16 protein-coding genes are annotated in these 16,677 nt (G+C 68.8%); 7 read left to right on the top strand and 9 right to left on the bottom strand.

What is annotated here, in order from left to right; translation table 11 throughout:
- Positions 1 to 54 precede the first annotated feature (54 nt).
- Both AC3ZI9_RS03910 and AC3ZI9_RS03905 read right to left on the bottom strand, forming a co-directional pair.
- On the bottom strand, positions 55 to 681 hold the full coding sequence (locus tag AC3ZI9_RS03910; protein WP_444561258.1) for a phosphoribosylanthranilate isomerase: 627 nt from the start codon (positions 679 to 681) through the stop codon (positions 55 to 57).
- Between the two features lie 107 nt (positions 682 to 788).
- On the bottom strand, positions 789 to 1,364 hold the full coding sequence (locus AC3ZI9_RS03905) for a helix-turn-helix domain-containing protein (RefSeq protein ID WP_444554955.1): 576 nt from the start codon (positions 1,362 to 1,364) through the stop codon (positions 789 to 791).
- Positions 1,365 to 1,433: 69 nt separating this feature from the next.
- Here AC3ZI9_RS03905 and AC3ZI9_RS03900 point away from each other — a divergent pair, with 69 nt between their 5' ends.
- Together AC3ZI9_RS03900 and AC3ZI9_RS03895 are read left to right on the top strand one after the other, a co-directional pair.
- The gene (locus tag AC3ZI9_RS03900) at positions 1,434 to 2,381 is read left to right on the top strand and encodes an NAD(P)/FAD-dependent oxidoreductase (protein ID WP_444561257.1); all 948 of its coding nucleotides are present in this window, start codon (positions 1,434 to 1,436) and stop codon (positions 2,379 to 2,381) included.
- Positions 2,378 to 3,079, top strand: a complete 702-nt coding sequence (locus AC3ZI9_RS03895; protein ID WP_444554953.1) for a class I SAM-dependent methyltransferase — start codon at positions 2,378 to 2,380, stop codon at positions 3,077 to 3,079. Before AC3ZI9_RS03900 ends, AC3ZI9_RS03895 begins: the two co-directional genes overlap by 4 nt.
- Positions 3,080 to 3,140: 61 nt before the next feature.
- Here the strand turns inward: AC3ZI9_RS03895 and AC3ZI9_RS03890 are convergent, their stop codons facing one another.
- Complete coding sequence (locus AC3ZI9_RS03890) at positions 3,141 to 3,890, bottom strand: sulfite exporter TauE/SafE family protein (protein WP_444554952.1); 750 nt, start codon at positions 3,888 to 3,890, stop codon at positions 3,141 to 3,143.
- A 101-nt stretch (positions 3,891 to 3,991) separates the two neighbouring features.
- Between AC3ZI9_RS03890 and AC3ZI9_RS03885 the strand changes: the two genes are divergently transcribed.
- Together AC3ZI9_RS03885 and AC3ZI9_RS03880 are read left to right on the top strand one after the other, a co-directional pair.
- Positions 3,992 to 5,839, top strand: a complete 1,848-nt coding sequence (locus AC3ZI9_RS03885) for a thiamine pyrophosphate-requiring protein (RefSeq protein ID WP_444554951.1) — start codon at positions 3,992 to 3,994, stop codon at positions 5,837 to 5,839.
- A gap of 89 nt (positions 5,840 to 5,928) precedes the next feature.
- Entirely contained in the window at positions 5,929 to 6,201 is a 273-nt protein-coding gene (locus AC3ZI9_RS03880) for a hypothetical protein (RefSeq protein WP_489923853.1), read from the top strand.
- On the opposite strand, the gene AC3ZI9_RS03875 is transcribed toward AC3ZI9_RS03880, so the two are convergent.
- A complete protein-coding gene (locus tag AC3ZI9_RS03875) occupies positions 6,172 to 7,164 on the bottom strand; it encodes an IS481 family transposase (protein WP_489923852.1) in 993 nt (330 codons plus the stop codon). The two genes, AC3ZI9_RS03880 and AC3ZI9_RS03875, sit on opposite strands and share 30 nt — an antisense overlap.
- Positions 7,165 to 7,246: 82 nt before the next feature.
- Between AC3ZI9_RS03875 and AC3ZI9_RS03870 the strand changes: the two genes are divergently transcribed.
- A complete protein-coding gene (locus AC3ZI9_RS03870; protein WP_489923851.1) occupies positions 7,247 to 7,471 on the top strand; it encodes a hypothetical protein in 225 nt (74 codons plus the stop codon).
- On the opposite strand, the gene AC3ZI9_RS03865 is transcribed toward AC3ZI9_RS03870, so the two are convergent.
- The 5 genes from AC3ZI9_RS03865 to AC3ZI9_RS03845 form a co-directional block, all read right to left on the bottom strand.
- On the bottom strand, positions 7,468 to 8,481 hold the full coding sequence (locus tag AC3ZI9_RS03865) for a zinc-binding dehydrogenase (RefSeq protein WP_444554949.1): 1,014 nt from the start codon (positions 8,479 to 8,481) through the stop codon (positions 7,468 to 7,470). The genes AC3ZI9_RS03870 and AC3ZI9_RS03865 overlap by 4 nt on opposite strands.
- A 96-nt stretch (positions 8,482 to 8,577) precedes the next feature.
- Complete coding sequence (locus tag AC3ZI9_RS03860; RefSeq protein ID WP_444566465.1) at positions 8,578 to 9,153, bottom strand: class F sortase; 576 nt, start codon at positions 9,151 to 9,153, stop codon at positions 8,578 to 8,580.
- Between the two features lie 240 nt (positions 9,154 to 9,393).
- Positions 9,394 to 10,164, bottom strand: a complete 771-nt coding sequence (locus AC3ZI9_RS03855) for a GVDTG sorting domain-containing protein (protein WP_444554947.1) — start codon at positions 10,162 to 10,164, stop codon at positions 9,394 to 9,396.
- A 142-nt stretch (positions 10,165 to 10,306) separates the two neighbouring features.
- Positions 10,307 to 13,000, bottom strand: coding sequence for an ATP-dependent helicase HrpB (hrpB, locus tag AC3ZI9_RS03850; protein WP_489923850.1), 2,694 nt, complete (start codon positions 12,998 to 13,000; stop codon positions 10,307 to 10,309).
- A gap of 82 nt (positions 13,001 to 13,082) precedes the next feature.
- Positions 13,083 to 14,021 (bottom strand): NADP-dependent oxidoreductase, encoded by a 939-nt coding sequence (locus AC3ZI9_RS03845; RefSeq protein WP_489923849.1) that lies wholly within the window; start codon positions 14,019 to 14,021, stop codon positions 13,083 to 13,085.
- A gap of 131 nt (positions 14,022 to 14,152) precedes the next feature.
- On the opposite strand from AC3ZI9_RS03845, the gene lgt reads away from it, so the two are divergent.
- Both lgt and AC3ZI9_RS03835 read left to right on the top strand, forming a co-directional pair.
- A complete protein-coding gene (gene lgt, locus AC3ZI9_RS03840) occupies positions 14,153 to 15,154 on the top strand; it encodes a prolipoprotein diacylglyceryl transferase (RefSeq protein WP_444561253.1) in 1,002 nt (333 codons plus the stop codon).
- A gap of 142 nt (positions 15,155 to 15,296) precedes the next feature.
- Entirely contained in the window at positions 15,297 to 16,667 is a 1,371-nt protein-coding gene (locus tag AC3ZI9_RS03835) for an HNH endonuclease (protein WP_489923848.1), read from the top strand.
- Positions 16,668 to 16,677: the final 10 nt, after the last annotated feature.

Raw genomic sequence — 16,677 nt, 5'->3', positions numbered from 1 at the left:
CACTAACTGCAAATTGTTTCTCGGGCCAGGGTTTTCGGTGGACCGGCGACCGTCTCAGCCGGCCGCCGACCGTGCTGCGGCGATGAAGGCGCGGATCAACCCGGTGTCCTTGACCCCGCGCCGGGATTCCACCCCGCTGGAGACGTCGGCGCCCGTGGCCCCCGAGCTGTTCAGCAGGGCCGCGACATTGTCCACGGTGAGCCCTCCGGCCAGCAGCCAGAATCCCTCAGGGGCCCGGCCGGCCAGCACCGAGGGGTCGAAGGTCTCACCGGCCCCGGGGTCGACGGCGTCCAGCAGGATCCGCTCGGCGGCCCACTCGGCGCGATCGGCCGAGGACAGGGCGGCATACGCCGGGGCGGAGAAGGCCCGCAGGGTGCGATAACCAGCCTCCTGGGCGGCGCGGATATCGGCCAGGGGTTCTTCACCATGCAATTGGACGGTGGACACTCCTGCCGCTGCCGCGGTGGACAGGACGACATCGAGGGGCTGGTTGCGGAAAACCCCTACGGTTTCGACCGTTGCGGGGACGTCGTTGATCAGTTGGCGGACCACCCCCGGCTCCACGGTCCGCACACTGCCGGGGGCGAAGATGAATCCCAGGGCATCGGCCCCGGCCTGGACGGCGGCAGCCACGGTTTCGGGCGTGCTCAACCCGCAGATCTTCACATAGCGTTCGGTCATGTCCGGGCTCCGCTCCTCGCCTCCGCCCGGCAGCTCGCCGGGGTGCTCCCCTAGTATCCTGCACGGGGCCGTGCCTCGGCCAGCCGTCCGAGGGCAGGGCCGGCGGATCAGTCGCCGGGTCGGTCGCCGTCGGAAACCCTGGTGTGGATGCGTTCGCCGTCTCCCCCGAAAATGCTCAGCACCTCCACGGATCGGCCATCCGCCGATCCCATGGCGTGCGGGATCCGGGTATCGAATTCGGCGGCCTCCCCGGGTTCGAGCACCAGGTCCCGATCCCCCAGCAGCAGGCGCAATTTCCCGGAGAGCACATACAGCCAGTCGTATCCATCATGCACGCGGGGCTCCGGCATGACTTGGCGTCCCGGATAGGTCATCCTGAACGTCTGCGTGGGCGAGTTCGGCGGAGACAGCCTGAGGGTCTGGATGCCGTGGTGCATGCTGCGGGTGGGGCGGACGCGCGGGTCGGGCACCTCGGCGGGGATGAGCTCGTCGATGCCGATGCGCAGCGCTCGGGTCAGCGGCAACAGCAGTTCCAGGCTGGCCTGGCGCTTGCCCGATTCAAGCCGCGAGAGCGTGGACACCGATATGCCGGTCTTGGAGGCCAGATCCTCCAGCGTCCGATCCTGCTTCACCCGGGCAGCCCGGAGTCGGGGGCCGATCTGCTCGAGAACCGTATCCTTCACATCTTTCCCTTCTTGCTGTTTCTGCAAAGATATTTGCCATCATAGCAGTGGGGGTTCCACAGTAGAAGCATGAAAACCAACAGCAACTACGACGTCATCATCATCGGCGCTGGCGCCGCGGGTCTCAGTGCAGCACTGATGCTCGGCCGCTCGCTCCGCAGCACGCTCGTCCTGGACACCGGCACCCCGCGCAACCGCTTCGCCGCAGGGATCCAGGGTGTCCTGGGCCACGACGGCACCGCCCCCGAGGACTTCTTGGCCCGCGGCCGTTCCGAGGTCGCCGGCTATGGCGTCCAGTTCGGCACGGCGGCAGCCGCAACCGTCGTGGCAACCGACGCCGGTATCACCGTGACCGATACCCAGGGCCGGCACCATGCTGCCCGCCGCCTCGTGGCCGCCACCGGAATCAGCGATGAACTCCCGCCGCTGCCCGGCCTCGCCGCGGGCTGGGGAACCGATGTGCTGCACTGCCCGTATTGCCACGGCTGGGAGGTCCGCGGTCAACGCCTCGGCATCCTGGCCACCTCGCCCATGGCCCTGCACCAGGCGCAGCTGATCCGCCAGTGGAGCGACGACGTCGTCCTCTTCAGCGCCGGCGCCGGGCCCATCGACGACGCACTGGCCACCACCCTGGCCTCCCGGGACGTGGTGATCGACAACCGGCAGGTCACCGGCATCCTCAGGAACGACGCCGGGGCCCTCACCGGGGTGCGGATGGTAGACGGCGGGCAACGGAACCTCGACGCCCTTTTCACCGCCGGTGAACTCCACCCCCAGGACGCCTACCTTGACGGACTGGGTTTGACGCGGGAGCAGACACCTTTTGGCAGCTTCATCGCCGCCGATCCCACCGGCAAAACCAGTCACCCGAGGATCTGGGCTGCCGGAAACCTCGTCGCCCCGATGGCCAATGTGCCGATGAGCATGTCGGCGGGCACGATGGCTGGCAGCATGGTCAACATGGATCTGGTGACCGAGGATTTCAACCACGCAGCACAGCAGGTTCACGCGGCATGAACGAACGGAGCAGCACCGACATGGAGCACCAACACCACCACGACGAGGCGCCCATCGAGCCGCGCGCCTTCTGGGAAGCCCGGTACGGCGAGCGCGAAAGGATCTGGAGCGGGGCTGCCAACCGGGCCCTGGTGGACGTTGTTTCCCCGCTGAAACCGGGCAGCGCCCTGGATCTGGGCTGCGGGGAAGGCGGGGATTCGCTCTGGTTGGCCGAGGCCGGCTGGACGGTCACCGGGGCGGATATTTCCACCACGGCCCTCGGACGGGCCGCCCAGGAGGCCCGCTCCCGCGGCCTGGGCGCCGAAGACGTCAACTGGCTTCAGGTCGATCTGGGCGAGGACTTCCCTCCGGGGACCTACGATCTGGTCTCCGCCTGCTTCCTGGCTTCCCCGGTGGACCTGCCCCGCGGGGAGGTCCTGCGCCGGGCCGCCGAAGCCGTGGCCTCCGGCGGCACCCTGCTGATCGTCTCCCATGCCGCCATGCCACCCTGGTCCCGGCACCGGCACGATCCCGGCGAGGCCCCCACCTCCCACGGCCCCCACGACTTCCCCACCCCCGCCGAGGAACTCGAACTCCTCGGACTCGACGAGGACCGGTGGACAGTCGTCACCGCGGAGGCCAGGCCGCGGCAGGCCACCGGCCCCGAGGGCGCCGTCGTCGACCTGGAAGACACCGTCATCGTCGCCCGGCGAAACTAGCAGGACCGGGCCCAGGGCATTGCCGGCCCCCGCGGCCGGCGGCCCTGGCCGGGCGGCCGGCTCAGAGCAGGCCGAACCAGCCCTTGGCGATGGCGGCGAAGGCCCCGACGAACGCGATGATCAGGATGAATGCCCGGGCATGACGGTCATGGACGTGGCGCTGGAGTCGTTCACCGCCGAAGATCCCCACCACGATCGCCAGGACGATCAGCGCCCAGTACCACCAGGGCAGGATGAGTTGCTGCTCCGGGGCGAGGAGGACCTTCGACACCACGGAGACGGTTCCGGTGACCGCGAAGAAAGGTTGCATGGTGGCGGCGAAGGAGCGTTGATCCCAACGGGTGAGGACCGCGTATGCACTGACCGCCGGGCCACCGACCCCTGCCATGGAGCTGGTCAGCCCCGACAGCGCCCCGGCGGCGGAACGGATGCCGGGGCCTCCGACGGCGACGCTGGAGCGGGAGAGGCCCAGCGAAAGGAGCAGGGCGATCAGCACGATGATGCCCACCGACAGGGAGAGGACCGCGGACTCCAGCCGGGTGGCGATGAGCGCCCCGATGACGGAGCCGACGACGCTGAAGGCGGCCAGCCAGCGGAACGCGGACCAGTTGATGTCCTTCCAGACCCGCGGGGTGATCAGCGTGGAGGAGACGACGCCGCAGATGTTCACCAGCAGCACCCCCTCATGGGGGCCGAGCAGCAACACCAGGAACGGTGAGGCCAGCATGGCGAATCCCAGCCCGGCGACCCGTTGGGCGACGGCACCGATGAACACCAGGGAGGCCGCCACGGCCAGGAGTTGAAGATCCACCGCTACAGCCTACTGGGGGGCCCTTGAAGTTTGCGTCGGTTCCGAGGAAGCTGAAAAAATCCCCACCGGGCCACGGCAACAATCTCCAGGAGGTACCTCCCATGGCAGGAACGGTCAGCGACTTCGTGATCGAGCGCATCAGGGAATGGGGTGTCAGCCGCGTTTTCGGTTTCCCCGGGGACGGGATCGGCGCCTTCGACGGCGCCCTGGGCCAGGCGGAGCGTGAGGACGACGGGGTGGACTACATCCGTCCGACCCACGAGGAGATCTGCTCGCTCATGGCCACCGCCCACGCCAAGTTCACCGGCGAGGTGGGGGTCTGCGTGGCAACCTCCTCCCCCGGGGTGTTCCATCTGCTCAACGGGCTCTACGACGCCCAGATGGACAACCAGCCCGTCGTGGCCTTCGTGGGACAACAGGGGCTGAACGCGCTGGGCACCTTCGGCCAGCAGGTCAGCAATCTGGAACGGGCGTTGGCGGATGTTGCGGTCTACGTGCAGACGATCGTCTCCCCCGAACAGGCCCAGGCCGTCGTGGACACCGCCTTCCGCACCGCCCGCGTCCGGCTGGGCCCCACCGTCGTCATCCTCCCGCACGATGTCCAGGACCAGAAGATGCCCGCACTGCGCCCGCAGAGCTGGGTCTCGCGCTCCAGCGCCGTCGCCCCCTCCACCGCCGTCGTCCCTGCCCACAGTGAGATCCTCAAGGCCGCCGAGATCATCAACGCCGGCTCCAAGGTGAGCTTCCTCGTCGGGCACGGCGCCAACGGGGCCACCGCCGAGGTCCTGAAGGCCGCCGAACTCCGGGGCGCCGGGATCATCACCGCGTTGCGGGCCAAACAAGTCATCCCCTCCGAGGTGCCCCACCATTCCCAACAGCTCGGACTGCTGGGATCGCGGCCCAGCGTGGAGCAGATGGCCGACTGCGACACCCTGGTGTTGCTGGGCACCAACTACCCCTATGCCCAGTTCCTGCCGGAATCAGGGCAGGCCCGGGCCGTCCAGGTCGATCTCAAACCCGAACAGATGGGGCTGCGCTACCCCACCGAGCTGAACCTCTGGGGGGACGTGAAGGAGACCCTCACCGCCCTGATCCCCCATCTGCAGGCCACCACGGACTTCTCCTGGCAGGAGCGTGTCGCGGCGGGCATGAAGGAATGGGAAGCGGAGATGGAGGCCGAAGCCATGGTCTCCTACGACGACGGGGTGAACCCGCGCCGGGTCTACCACGAGCTCAACCAGCGTCTTCCCCCGCGCGCCATCGTCACCGCCGATGCGGGCTCGACCGCCGACTGGTACGGCCACCACATCCGGCTGCGCGAAGGGATGATGGGGGACCTCTCCGGACGGCTGGCCACCATGGTGGCGGCGATGCCCTATGCCACGGCCGCGAAATTCGCCCACCCCGAGCGCAGCGTCATCTGCACGATCGGCGATGGCGCCTTCCAGATGCTGGGCATGAACGAGCTCATCACGATCAAGAAATACCTCTCGCGGTGGCAGAACCCGCAACTGATCATCCTGGTCCTGCATAACAACGACCTCAACCAGGTCTCCTGGGAGATGCGCACCGAGGACGGCAACCCGCTGTGGCCGGCTTCCCAGGACGTGGAGACCATGGACTATGCCGGCTACGCCGAACTCCTGGGCTTCCAGGGGATCCAGGTCAGGAGCGATGACGAGGTCGCCGCCGCCTGGGATGCCGCCTTCGCCCACCGGGGGGTGACCCTCATCGATGCCTACACCAGCAAGAGCGTCCCACCGCTGCCTCCGAAGGTCGCCTTCGAGTTCGCGAAGAACACCGGGATGGCCCTGCTCAAGGGCGACCCCGAGGGCCTCGATGTCATGGCCGATACGGCCAAGGCGGTGTTCACCGAAGGAGTGGAGCGGGTCAAGGACACCCTGCATCTGGGGCACGAGCAGAAGCCGGAATCCGGGAACGGGCGGTAACGCGCAACCGGGGACGAATAAGCCTTGCTGGGGGCAGGGCACCGGCCTACATTGGAAGGAACGTCAGCTCCGTTCCCAGGGGAGGAATCATGCGCGTCGTTCTGATCATCATTCGGCTGCTCTTGCTGGTGACGGCGGTCGTGGCCATCGTGGGTGCTTTCACGGTCGTGGGCAGCGAAGCAGGTCGTGAGTTCTTCCACAGCAACCAAAACATGTGGTCGGGCCTGCTGGGTCTGTTCGTGGCCTTCTCGGCCGGGATTTCCGTCGCCGGCGCCGTGAGCCCACGCTGGATCCTCGCCCACCCCGGCGGCGCCCTCTTCGCCCTGGTGCCCCTAGTTGTACTGCCCATAGACGTTAGTTAAGCGGCTGATTGGTGGCTGGTTCCCGATTGCAGTGTGGGGCCTGTGGTGATTGTACGCATGGATCCAATCCGGCAGTGCTTCGCGGCGGGTGGCCTCGCTGCCATAGAACCTGGCGTAGGCCCAACCGTCGTTCAGGGTCCGATGGAACCGCTCGATTTTCCCATTGGTCTGGGGCCGGTAAGGGCGGGTCCGCTTGGGCGTGATGGCCAGCTCGGCGCAGGCGTCACGCCAGGCATGCGAGCGGTAGGCGGACCCATTATCAGATAGCACGCGCTCCACGACGACGTCACGGGCAGCGAACCACGCCACGGCCCGTTCCAGTACCGCGATGGCCGTTACCGACTTCTCATCATCATGAATCTCGGCATAGGCGATACGCGAGTGATCATCGATGACCGTGTGCACGAAGGCGGTTCCCATTTTCGGGGTGTGGTTCGCATTGCGGGGCTTGTCCGGGGTTGCTGCACGGTTCTTGTCTCCGGCCTGCCGGCCCACGAACCGGTGCCCGCCGCCGTCGGGAATATTGCCGAATTTGGTGACGTCCACGTGGATCATCGATCCCGGATAGGGGTGCTCATAGCGGCGGATTTTCTCACCGGTGACCCGGTCGATATAGCGCAGCCTGTTGATCCGGCAACGTACCAGCACTGCGTGCACCGTCGAGGCAGCCAGGCCCAGCCGGTAGGCGATCTGGACGGGCCCCAAGCGCTTGCGCCAGCGCAGTGCCACGATTTGTTTGACCGCTGCCTGCGGGGTGCGTGCAGGACTTGTCCGGGGTCTGCTGGGCTTGTCGGCCATCCCGGCCGCGCCGTGGGCTCGGTAGCGGTCGGCCCAGCGTTTGGCGGTGGGCCAGGAGACCATGAACATTTTCGCTGCGGTGGAGACGCTCCACTGCTGGTCAACGATGAGCTTGGCGATTCTCAGACGTGCTTTGGGGGTCAGGGCTGCATTAGCGTGGGACATGAAGGCCTCCTGTTTGTGAAGTGGTTTCTTAGACAGCTCCACTCCACATCGGGGGGCCTTCGTCATCCCATCAATTCAGACCGTGTCGTCGCACGAGTTCAACCAACGTTGCTGGGCAGTACACCTAGTGGTCCTCCTGCTCATCAGGTTCTATTCGGCGTTCGATCACCCCGTCACCCTGAACGTGGCCCTGCTGGGTGCCTTATTCGCGCTGCTCGCACTGCTTCTGCAGCCGGCCGCAGCGCTGGCCCTGCGCAAGGAAAACGCCCGACGCCCCCGCTCGGTGGACCGCGAACGGGCCTTCTAACTGAGTCCGGCTTCATCCATCGAGACGATGACCCGGCCCTCGCTCGTTCCGGCCAGCAGCGATTCGAAGGCCCGCGGCAGACTCTCAATCCCGGTGAATCCGGTGTGGATCCCGCGGACCGTGCCCTCGCGCACCCATTGGCCGACCTCGGCCTCGAACTGGGGGCGCAGGTCCTCGTGTTCGGTGACGGTGAAGCCGCGCATGGTCAGTTCCCCGTAGATCAGCCGGGTGTAGTTCCGGGGTGCCCCCGACCCGGTGCCCTTCGCCACCGCCCCGCAGATCACCACGCGGCCGCCGTGGCGGAGCATCTCCAGGGCGGCTTCGAGTTGGTCGCCGCCGACATTGTCATAGTAGAGGTCGATCCCCTCGGGCGCGGCCTGCCGCAGCAGGTCCAGGGCTTCGCCATCATGCCGGTTCACGGCGGCGTCGGCCCCCAGCGTGCCGGTGATCAGTTCGACCTTCTCCGCCGAGCCGGCGCAGCCGATCACCCGGGCCCCGCGGGCCTTGGCGAACTGTACGGCGCAGCTTCCCACCCCGCCGCCGGCGCCCGTGACATAGACGTCCTCCCCCGGCTGGACCCGGGCGACATGGATCATCCCGGTATAGGCGGTGAAGCCCACATGCCCCAGGATCGTGAGGTGGTCCTCCAAGGCCAGGTCCTCGGCTTCGGCGCCGATCCGGCGCAGTTCCCCGGCCTCGCAGACCTCGATGCTGCGCCAGTGGACCTTTCCCACGGCCAGATCCCCGACGGCGAACGCCTCGCTGGCCGATTCGATGACCTCGACGACTGCGTCGCTGGCGGGGGTGTCCCCCACCCCGATGCCCGGGCCGTAGGCCGTGCCTTCGCTGCCGATCCGTGAGGCCAGCCCGGCATTCAGGCCCAGGCGGCGGATGGCCACAAGGACCTGCCCCGGTCCGGGGTCGGGCGTCTCGGCGTCGAAGACCCCGAAGTCCGCTGCGGTGACGGTGGAGTCGGGCAGGGCCGTGAGCTGGATTTCCTGACTTTTCATGCCCCCACCGTAGACCCGCCCCGTGCCACCCCCCAAGGTTTGGCACGGGACGGGAGTCATGCGGTCTTCCACCTCCGCCGGGGCGGATTCCCGGCTCTAGACCGGATGCGTGGAGACGAGTTTGGCGTGGACGACGATGTTGTCCTCATGCCGCAGGGTGGCCTTGTCGAACGGTCCCCCGCAGGTGATCACCCGCAGCTCGGCATCGTCGGTATTGGCGTAGGTCCCCGCGCTGGAGAAGGCGTCCTTCTTGGTCTGGATGATCTGGGTGACCTTGAAGACGGCGACCTTGCCGTCGGCGCGGGTCACCGAGATCTCGTCCTTCTTGCGCAGGTCCCCGAGCTTGAAGAACACCGCCGGGCCTTCGTCCTTGGTGGCAGTGACATGCCCCAGCAGCACGGCGGGGCCTTGTTCACCCGGTGAGGGGCCGCGCTTATACCAACCGGCCGGTGCGTCCGGGTCCAACGGGGGGACCCCGATGGTTCCATCGGCCTTGAGGCCGACGTTGAGCAGATCGGTATCGACGTCGATGGCCGGGATCTGCAGGCGGACCGGCTGCGAACGCTTCAGCGGCTTCGGAGCCGGAGCCTGGGTCTGCTTGGGCTTGGGTTTCGGTTTCGGGGCCTTCGACGATGACTCGGTGGTGGTCTTGGTCGGGGTGGCCGACGGCATGGCCGTCGGCGGTGGCGAGGTGGTGGGGGGCGCGCTGGGCGTGTCCGCGATGGCCTCGGAGGCCGGCGGCGAGGGCGGTGGTGCTTCCCCCCGCGCGCCGACTCCGATCAGGACTGCTCAGACGAGGCCGACCGTTGCGGTCACCGCTATCGCGGTGATGCGACGACCGCGGCCGTTGCGTGGGTTTTTCCGTGCGTGCTTCATCGGTTCCAGTCCTTTTCTTCTCCGGGGGTGCCTTTCCTAGTTCTGGTCTGCCTGACGACGGCGGACCATGAAGACACCGGCGCCGGCAGCTGCCAGAACCAGGCCGCCACCCAGGGCCATCGTGGAGGCGTCCATGCCGGCGGTGCTGCCACCACCGGTTTCAGGGTTGCCCTGAGGCATGTCCATCTGCCCGGCCGTCAACGTCCCGCACAGTGCGGGCGCGGTGGCTGCCAACGGCAGTTCGGGAACCAGTGGTGACTTGGCCTCCTGGGCGTCTGCGCCCAGGGTGGCCGGGTCGAGTCCGTGCACGACGACGGAGGCCTGGCCGTTCTTGATCCCGTCGATCGTCTTCTGGTTCATTTCGAAGGTGCGCTCATAGGTGAAGCTGTCACCCATGCCGGCGACTTCCAGGTCGGTGGCCGCCTTGGCACTGGTGTCTCCCTTGGTGGACAACGTGGTGGCCACCTCGCCGTAGGCGGAGCCGCCCTCGGGGGTGCTGACCACGCCGTCGCCGTTCTTGTCGTTGGCGATGGTCGGGCACTTGCCCGTGTCGTTCACGGTCACGTGGACGTGCTGGACGTGCGGGTACGGGTCGCCGTCGAAGGACTTGGCCAGGCCACTGACCTTCTCCGAGACCGTGGCCATGTTCCCGTCCAGGGTGATCGAAGCGGATCCGGAGGCCCCGCTGCCGTTTTGTTCGGTCAGCTGGGCCGAGTAGGAATCCGCTGCCTGGGCCCCTGCCGCGGAGAACGCGACCATACCCAGCGCCATTGCCGGCACGGCCAGTAGTTGGAGGTTCTTCTTCATGATCTTTTCCTTCCATCGGTGGCCCCCGTCTGAAGCGGCGGAAACCGGTGTTCGTGATGCGTTCATGATTCACAACACCTTCTGGTGGTGTCGCACAACACATTCGGAACCCTGCGCGTGTCCGGATTGGAAAGATCTTGAATTATTTTTTTGCCGCGCCTGAACCACCTTCGGTCAACCGCCGTTTCGTCTTGGCGGTGGCCGTGGAAGACCACGGGTCCTCGGGCCACGGATGCTTGGGGTACTTCCCGCGCATCTCCGCCCTGACCTGCGCGTAGGGGCCCGACCAGAACGAGGCCAGGTCGTCGGTCACCGCCAGGGCGCTGCCGCGCGGGGACAATAGATGGAACAACACCGGCACCCGCTCGTCGACCAGCCGGGGGGTGGCGGCCCACCCGAAGCATTCCTGCAATTTCACCGCGACGACGGGGCGGGCCTGCTCGTCACCGATCGCCGGGTAGTCGATCCGCACCTTGGATCCACTGGGGACCAGCAACCGTTCCGGAGCCAGGTCGGCGAAGCGCGAGGCCTGCGGCCAGGGGAGGAGCCGGCGCAACGGTTCGGCCAGATCGACCGACTTCACGCCGGCCCCGGCGGCCAACGCCTGGAGTTCGGGGCCCAACCAGTCATCCAACCGGCCCAGCAGGGCGCTCTCGCTGACATCGGGCCACGGGGCGCCGAGTTCTCGGTGCAGCAAGGCCATCCGGCGGCGCAGCCCATCGGCTCGGGCGGAGAAACCGATGATGTCCAGTCCACCGGTTTCCAGGGCGGTGGCGACGGCCGCGGCCGCCTCTTCCACGGAGGCGCGGACCGGCGTCGTGCCCAGGACGATGGACCCCAGCCGGCGTTCCCTCCGGGCCAGGACCCGACCCGATTCGAACCGGGCGTGGACCCGGTCGGTCAGCAGATGTCCGGCGGCGGCTTCGGCCGTCTCGGCATCCAACGGTGCCGCGGAGCGGATGACGGCCCCGGTTCCGGCGGCGGCCCGACCCGCCGCGCGGGAGACCTCGGCGACGGCCAACCACGGCTGCCCTGCCAGCGAGGACCCGGCAGGCAGTCCGGCGCGGGTGCCCGAGGCCAACAGGTAGCTCTGGCCCGCCCCTGATTCGACCCTGCGGGCGATCCGGTCGGGGTAGGCCAGGGCGACGATGAGTCCTGCCTCCGCGGGGGCACCGGGCCGCGAGGCCACGGCGGTGGCAGCGGCGGGGGCCGCGGGCGCCCAGGTGCGGGCCAGGATGGCCTCCAGCCGGGTGGTCTCGCGTTTCCAACTCCGGCTCGCGGGGTCGGACCCGGAGCGCAGGGCCGCCAGCAGCCGGGTCAGATCGGCTCCCGGGGCGCGGGCCTCACCGGCGACCATGGCCACGATCTCGGCGACGGAACGGGCCGCTGCCTTGCGGTTCGTCCCGGCTTGGTGACCGGGAGCTGCCGCCTGCTGCCAGGCGGTCCCGTCGATCAGCGCCCGGGCGAGGCGCGGTTCGGCGGGGATGCCCGAGAGGGTCCGGCCCAGCCCGGTGGCCAGCCCGTTCACGTCGATGGCCCCGAGTTCGGTCAGCACGGCCAGCGCGTCGGCCAGGGTGGTCCGTGGCGGTTCCTGCGGCAGTTTCAGTCCCCTGCCACCGGGGGCGCCCCAGCAGGCCAGGGTCAGGGCCGCGACGGTCAGTTCGGCGACGGCGATTTCCGGGGTCGGATGCCCCGGGGCGGCGCCGAAGGTCTTCTGGTCGTAACAGCGCACCACGGTTCCCGGTCCCTGCCGTGCGGCGCGACCGGCTCGCTGATCGGCCGAGGCCCGGGAGGCCGAGACCGTGACCAGGCCGGTCATGCCGCGGGTGGCATCGCGGCGGGGTTCACGGGCGAGCCCGGAGTCGATCACCAGCCTCACGCCGGGGACGGTCAGCGAGGATTCGGCCAGCGACGTGGAGACGACCACGCGTGGCGGGTCCCCCGCGTCCCGGCCCTTCACGGCCCGGTCCTGGCTGGCACTGTCGATCTGCCCGTGCAGTTCCAGCACTTCGACGCCCGCGCCGACCCGGCGGCGTAGTGCCCCGGCCACCTGGGCGACTTCCCAGGCCCCGGGGACGAAGACCAGGGCGTCGACGGCGGGGTCGGCGACCAGCGCGCTGTGGTGGGCGGTCGCGGCGGTGGTGGCCACATGATCCAGGAAGGCCCGCGTGACCCCGCGGTCATCCAGCCGGGCCACCGCGGCCGGTTCCAAGCGGGTCTCCAACCGGTGCAGTGCCGAGGGGCAGTCGATCACCGGGGCCGGGCCTTCGCCGTCGGCCGTGGACAACAGGGCGGCAAAACGGGGGGCGTCCAGGGTCGCCGACATGGCCAGGAAGGTCAGATCGCCGCGCAGTTCGTGGACCTCGGCGAGCAGGCCCAGCAGCAGATCGGTGTCCAGGGCCCGCTCGTGGACCTCGTCGATGATGACGGCGCCGATGCCCTCCAGCCCGGGATCGGCCAGGAGCCGACGCAACAGGATCCCCGGGGTCACGAATTCGACCCGGGTGGCGGGCCCGGCGTGGTGTTCGCCGCGGACCGTGTATCCGACCCGGTCCCCGACCCGGCTGCCGTCGAGCTGGGCCAGGCGTCGTGCCGCGGCGCGGGCGGCGACCCGGCGGGGCTGGGTGACGATCACCCGGCCGGCCAGATTCGCCACCAGGGGTGGCACCAGGGTGGTCTTGCCGGTCCCCGGCGGCGCCTGGACGACGGCGGTGCTGGCCGGGGCGTTTGCGGCCAGGGCGTCCTCGAGGGCGAGCAGCGAGGCGGCGAAGACCAGCCCTGCTCCGAGGGTTTCCAGGTCGAAGGGCCGGTCGGCGCCGGGGGGCGGGGAAGTCACCCACCCATTGTGCCCGGTGGTGCCGCGGGCCCGGGGCCGAACCGGGCCGGGCCGGGCCGGGCCGGGCCGTGCCGGACACCGATCAGTCGAAGACCAGCACCAGCCGTCCGCGGACCCCGCCGGCTTCGAGCAGGCGGTGCGCTTCGGCGGCACGGTCGGCCGGCAGGACGTCGGCGACCCGCAGGCTCAGCTGGCCGGCGTCGACGAGCCGGCGTAGCTCGTCGAGCTTCCCGTCCGAGTGGTAGTCGGCGGGGACGAAGACCTGGTGGATGGTGATGCCACGTTCGGTGGGACCGTTGAAGCCGCGCACGGTGGCGAAACCGCCCCCGTCCTTGACGGCCGGCAGCGCCACCTCGTGCTGGACCGCGGCGTCGAGCAGACCGTCGACTCCCTCGGGGTGGAGTCCGCGGATCTGCTGGGCGACGTCCGCACCGCGCGGGACCAGCTGATCGGCTCCGAGGTCCTCGACCAGTTCCCGGTCTTGGGGCGCGAAATCGGCCACCACCGTCAACCCGGCCTGTGTGGCCAACTGGATCGTGTAGCCGCCCAAGGTTCCTGCGGCCCCGGTGACCGCCAGGACCTGCCCGGGCTGCAGGTCCAGCCGCCGCAGTGCCTGCATCGCCGTCAACCCGTTCATCGGCAACGTGGAGGCTGCCTCGAGGGTGGTTCCGGCGGGGATCCCGGCCACCGAATCGGCGTCGGCCACCAGGTAGGAGACGTAGGCGCCTCCGTGTTCGCCATCGGGGACGGCCATGGCCATGACCTCGTCGCCGAGGGCGAAGCCTGCCCCGTCCCCGACCTCGTCGATGACGCCCGCGGCATCCATGCCCGGCACGTACGGGGGCTCCTTCGCCTCGGTGACCGCCGCGTTGGCGCCGGTGCGGATCGAGGTGTCCGTGGGGCTGACGGCGGTGGCACGGACCTTGATTCGTACCTGGCCCGGGCCAGCATGGGGCTCGGGGACCTCGTGGATGGCGAGGGCTTCCGGCCCTCCGAATTCTGTGACTCCAATGACCTTCATAGGGGCGACAACGGCCCCGAAGGGCCGACTATTCCGAGGCGCGCGGTGACCTGGGGCCCGGATATTCAACGACCCGACCCAAAGAATGACATGATCGGACGTGACCACGCCCCCTGACATGTAGGGTCCTGATGTACCTTCCCGCGAGCTTGCCCAGCCCCGATCCCGCCCTGTCCCAGCTGAACCTGGGGCCGTTGACGATCCACACCTATGCCCTGTGCATCCTGGCCGGCATCGCCGCCGCCATCGTGATCACCCAGCGCCGCCTGAAACGACGGGGAGGCAATCCCGAGGTCGTCCTCGACGTCGTGCTGTGGTGTGTGCCGCTGGGGCTGGTCGGCGCCCGTTTCTACCATGTGTTCACGCATATCAGCGACTACTTCTACCCCGGTGCCGACCCCTGGGACATCATCAAGATCTGGGACGGCGGCAACGCCCTCTACGGTTCGCTGCTCGGTGGTGCGCTCGGCGTGTTCATCGGCTGCCGGCGGGCCGGGGTCCGTTTCCTGTCCTTCGCCGACGCGGTGGCCCCGGCCATGCTCGTGGCCCAGGCGATCGGCCGGTTGGGCAACTGGTTCAACCACGAACTCTTCGGCCTGCCGACCACACTGCCCTGGGGTCTGGAGATCGAGTCCTCGAACCCGAACTTCCCCGCCGACGCAGCCATCGGCACCCTGTTCCACCCATTGTTCCTGTACGAGATCATCTGGAACCTCATCGGCGTCGCCGTGATCCTGTGGCTCGAGCGGCGGATGCGTGCCCGCTGGGGCCGCGCACTGGGCCTTTACCTCATCTGGTACGGCCTGGGCCGCAGCTGGCTCGAGGCCATCCGGATCGACCCGACCTCGGACGTGTTCCTGGGCATCCCGGCCAATATCTGGGCCTCCTTCGCCGCCATCGCGGTGGGCCTGGCGATCGTCATCGTCCAGGGGGTCCGCCATCCGGAGGCGGAGACCTCGGTCTACCGCGAGGGCTTCGAGCCGGTGGCCGAAGACACCACGGACGAGAGCACGACGGCGGAGGCAGCCCCCGAGGATTCCTCCGCGGATCCTGCCGAGCCGGCTCCGACATCAGCTCCGGAGTCGGCTCCAGAGGACCACGGCTCCGACCGTTCGACGTCGCCGGACGCCTAGGCACTTCCGGTCTAGCCAGTTCCAGCAGCACTCCAGCGGGGTTCCCGACCATATGGTCGGGGACCCCGCTGTTTTTCCACGGGCCCCTCACAGGGTTGGTTTCCCGGGCTTTCCGTGGGGTGCCTTCGATAGAATCGAAGACATGTTCGAATCACCAAGGACCCCGAACACCCCGACGGCAGGACCTGCCCCCGGGGTGCTGACCTCGTTATTGGACCTGTTGCCCACCATGGACACCGCCGGCCTGGACGAGGCCGACCTCATCGACGTCCTGGCCACCGCCGAAGCAGCGAAGAACGCCCTGTCCGGCCTCCAGGCCCGGGCAGCGGTGGCCCTGGACGCGGCCGTGCGCACCCGCCACCTGGCCGAAGGCCTCCCGGCGGAGAAGGCCGGGGCCGGGGTCCACACCCAGGTCGCGTTGGCCCGGTCCGAATCCCCGCATGCCGGGCACCGGCTGGTGGGGATGGCCCAGGCCGTGGTGAACGAGATGCCCCATGCCCACCACGCTCTGGCCACCGGCCGACTCAGTGAATGGCGGGCCACCCTGCTGGTGCAGGAAACCGCCTGCCTGGACGCGGAGCAACGCCGTCAGGTCGATGAACAACTGTTGGCCGACCCTTCAGTACTCGAAGGCGTCGGGACCCGGGCCTTGGTGGCCCGGGCCAGGAAATTAGCCTACGCGGCCTCACCGTCGGCGGTGGTGGACCGGGCCCGCCGGGCGGTGAAGGACCGCAGGGTCTCCCTGCGACCTGCCCCTGACACCATGTCGATCTTGTCCGGGTTGTTGCCGGTGGCCCAGGGCGTTTCGGTGCTCAAGGCCCTCACGATGGAAGCTGACCGGTTGGTGGGTATCGGTGATGGCCGCTCCCGCGGGCAGATCATGGCCGACACCCTGGTCGAGCGTCTGACCGGTCGGGCCAGCGCGGCTGCGGTGCCGGTGGCGATCCAGTTGGTCATGACCGACCGGACGTTATTCCAGGGTGATGGCGAACCGGCGTTCCTTCCCGGGTACGGGGTCATCCCGGCCCAAGTGGCTAGGGATCTGATCCGCCGGGCCGGTGGCCTTCGTACCCCCGGGCCCCGTACCGCAGATTCCCGTGCCCCAGGCTCCGGTACCGGCGGGGCTGATGATCTTCCCGCCCCACAGCAGTTGGCGTGGATCCGGCGGCTGTATACGGCCCCGGAGACCGGGGAGCTGGTCGCGATGGACTCGCGTGCGCGGATCTTTCCTGCGGGGTTGGCTCGTTTCATCGAGACCCGCGACCAGTGTTGCCGTAGCCCGTGGTGTGATGCCCCGGTCCGTCACCACGACCACGTGCTGGGGTGGGCTGCCGGGGGCAGGACCACCGCAAGGAATTCCGCGGGCCTGTGTGCTGAGTGCAATTACAGCAAGGAAGCCCCCGGGTGGAGGACCGAAACCGTGACCGGGGCCCGGCATACCACGGTGGTCACCACCCCGACCGGCCACCACTACCGGTCCCAGGCACCGCCGCTGCCCGGAGACACCAGCTGAGACCCACCGG

The organism is Arthrobacter sp. AOP36-F1-5 (assembly GCF_058137995.1).
The sequence above is the reverse complement of the archived record's forward strand: the minus strand, read 5'-3'. Positions and strand labels throughout refer to the sequence as shown.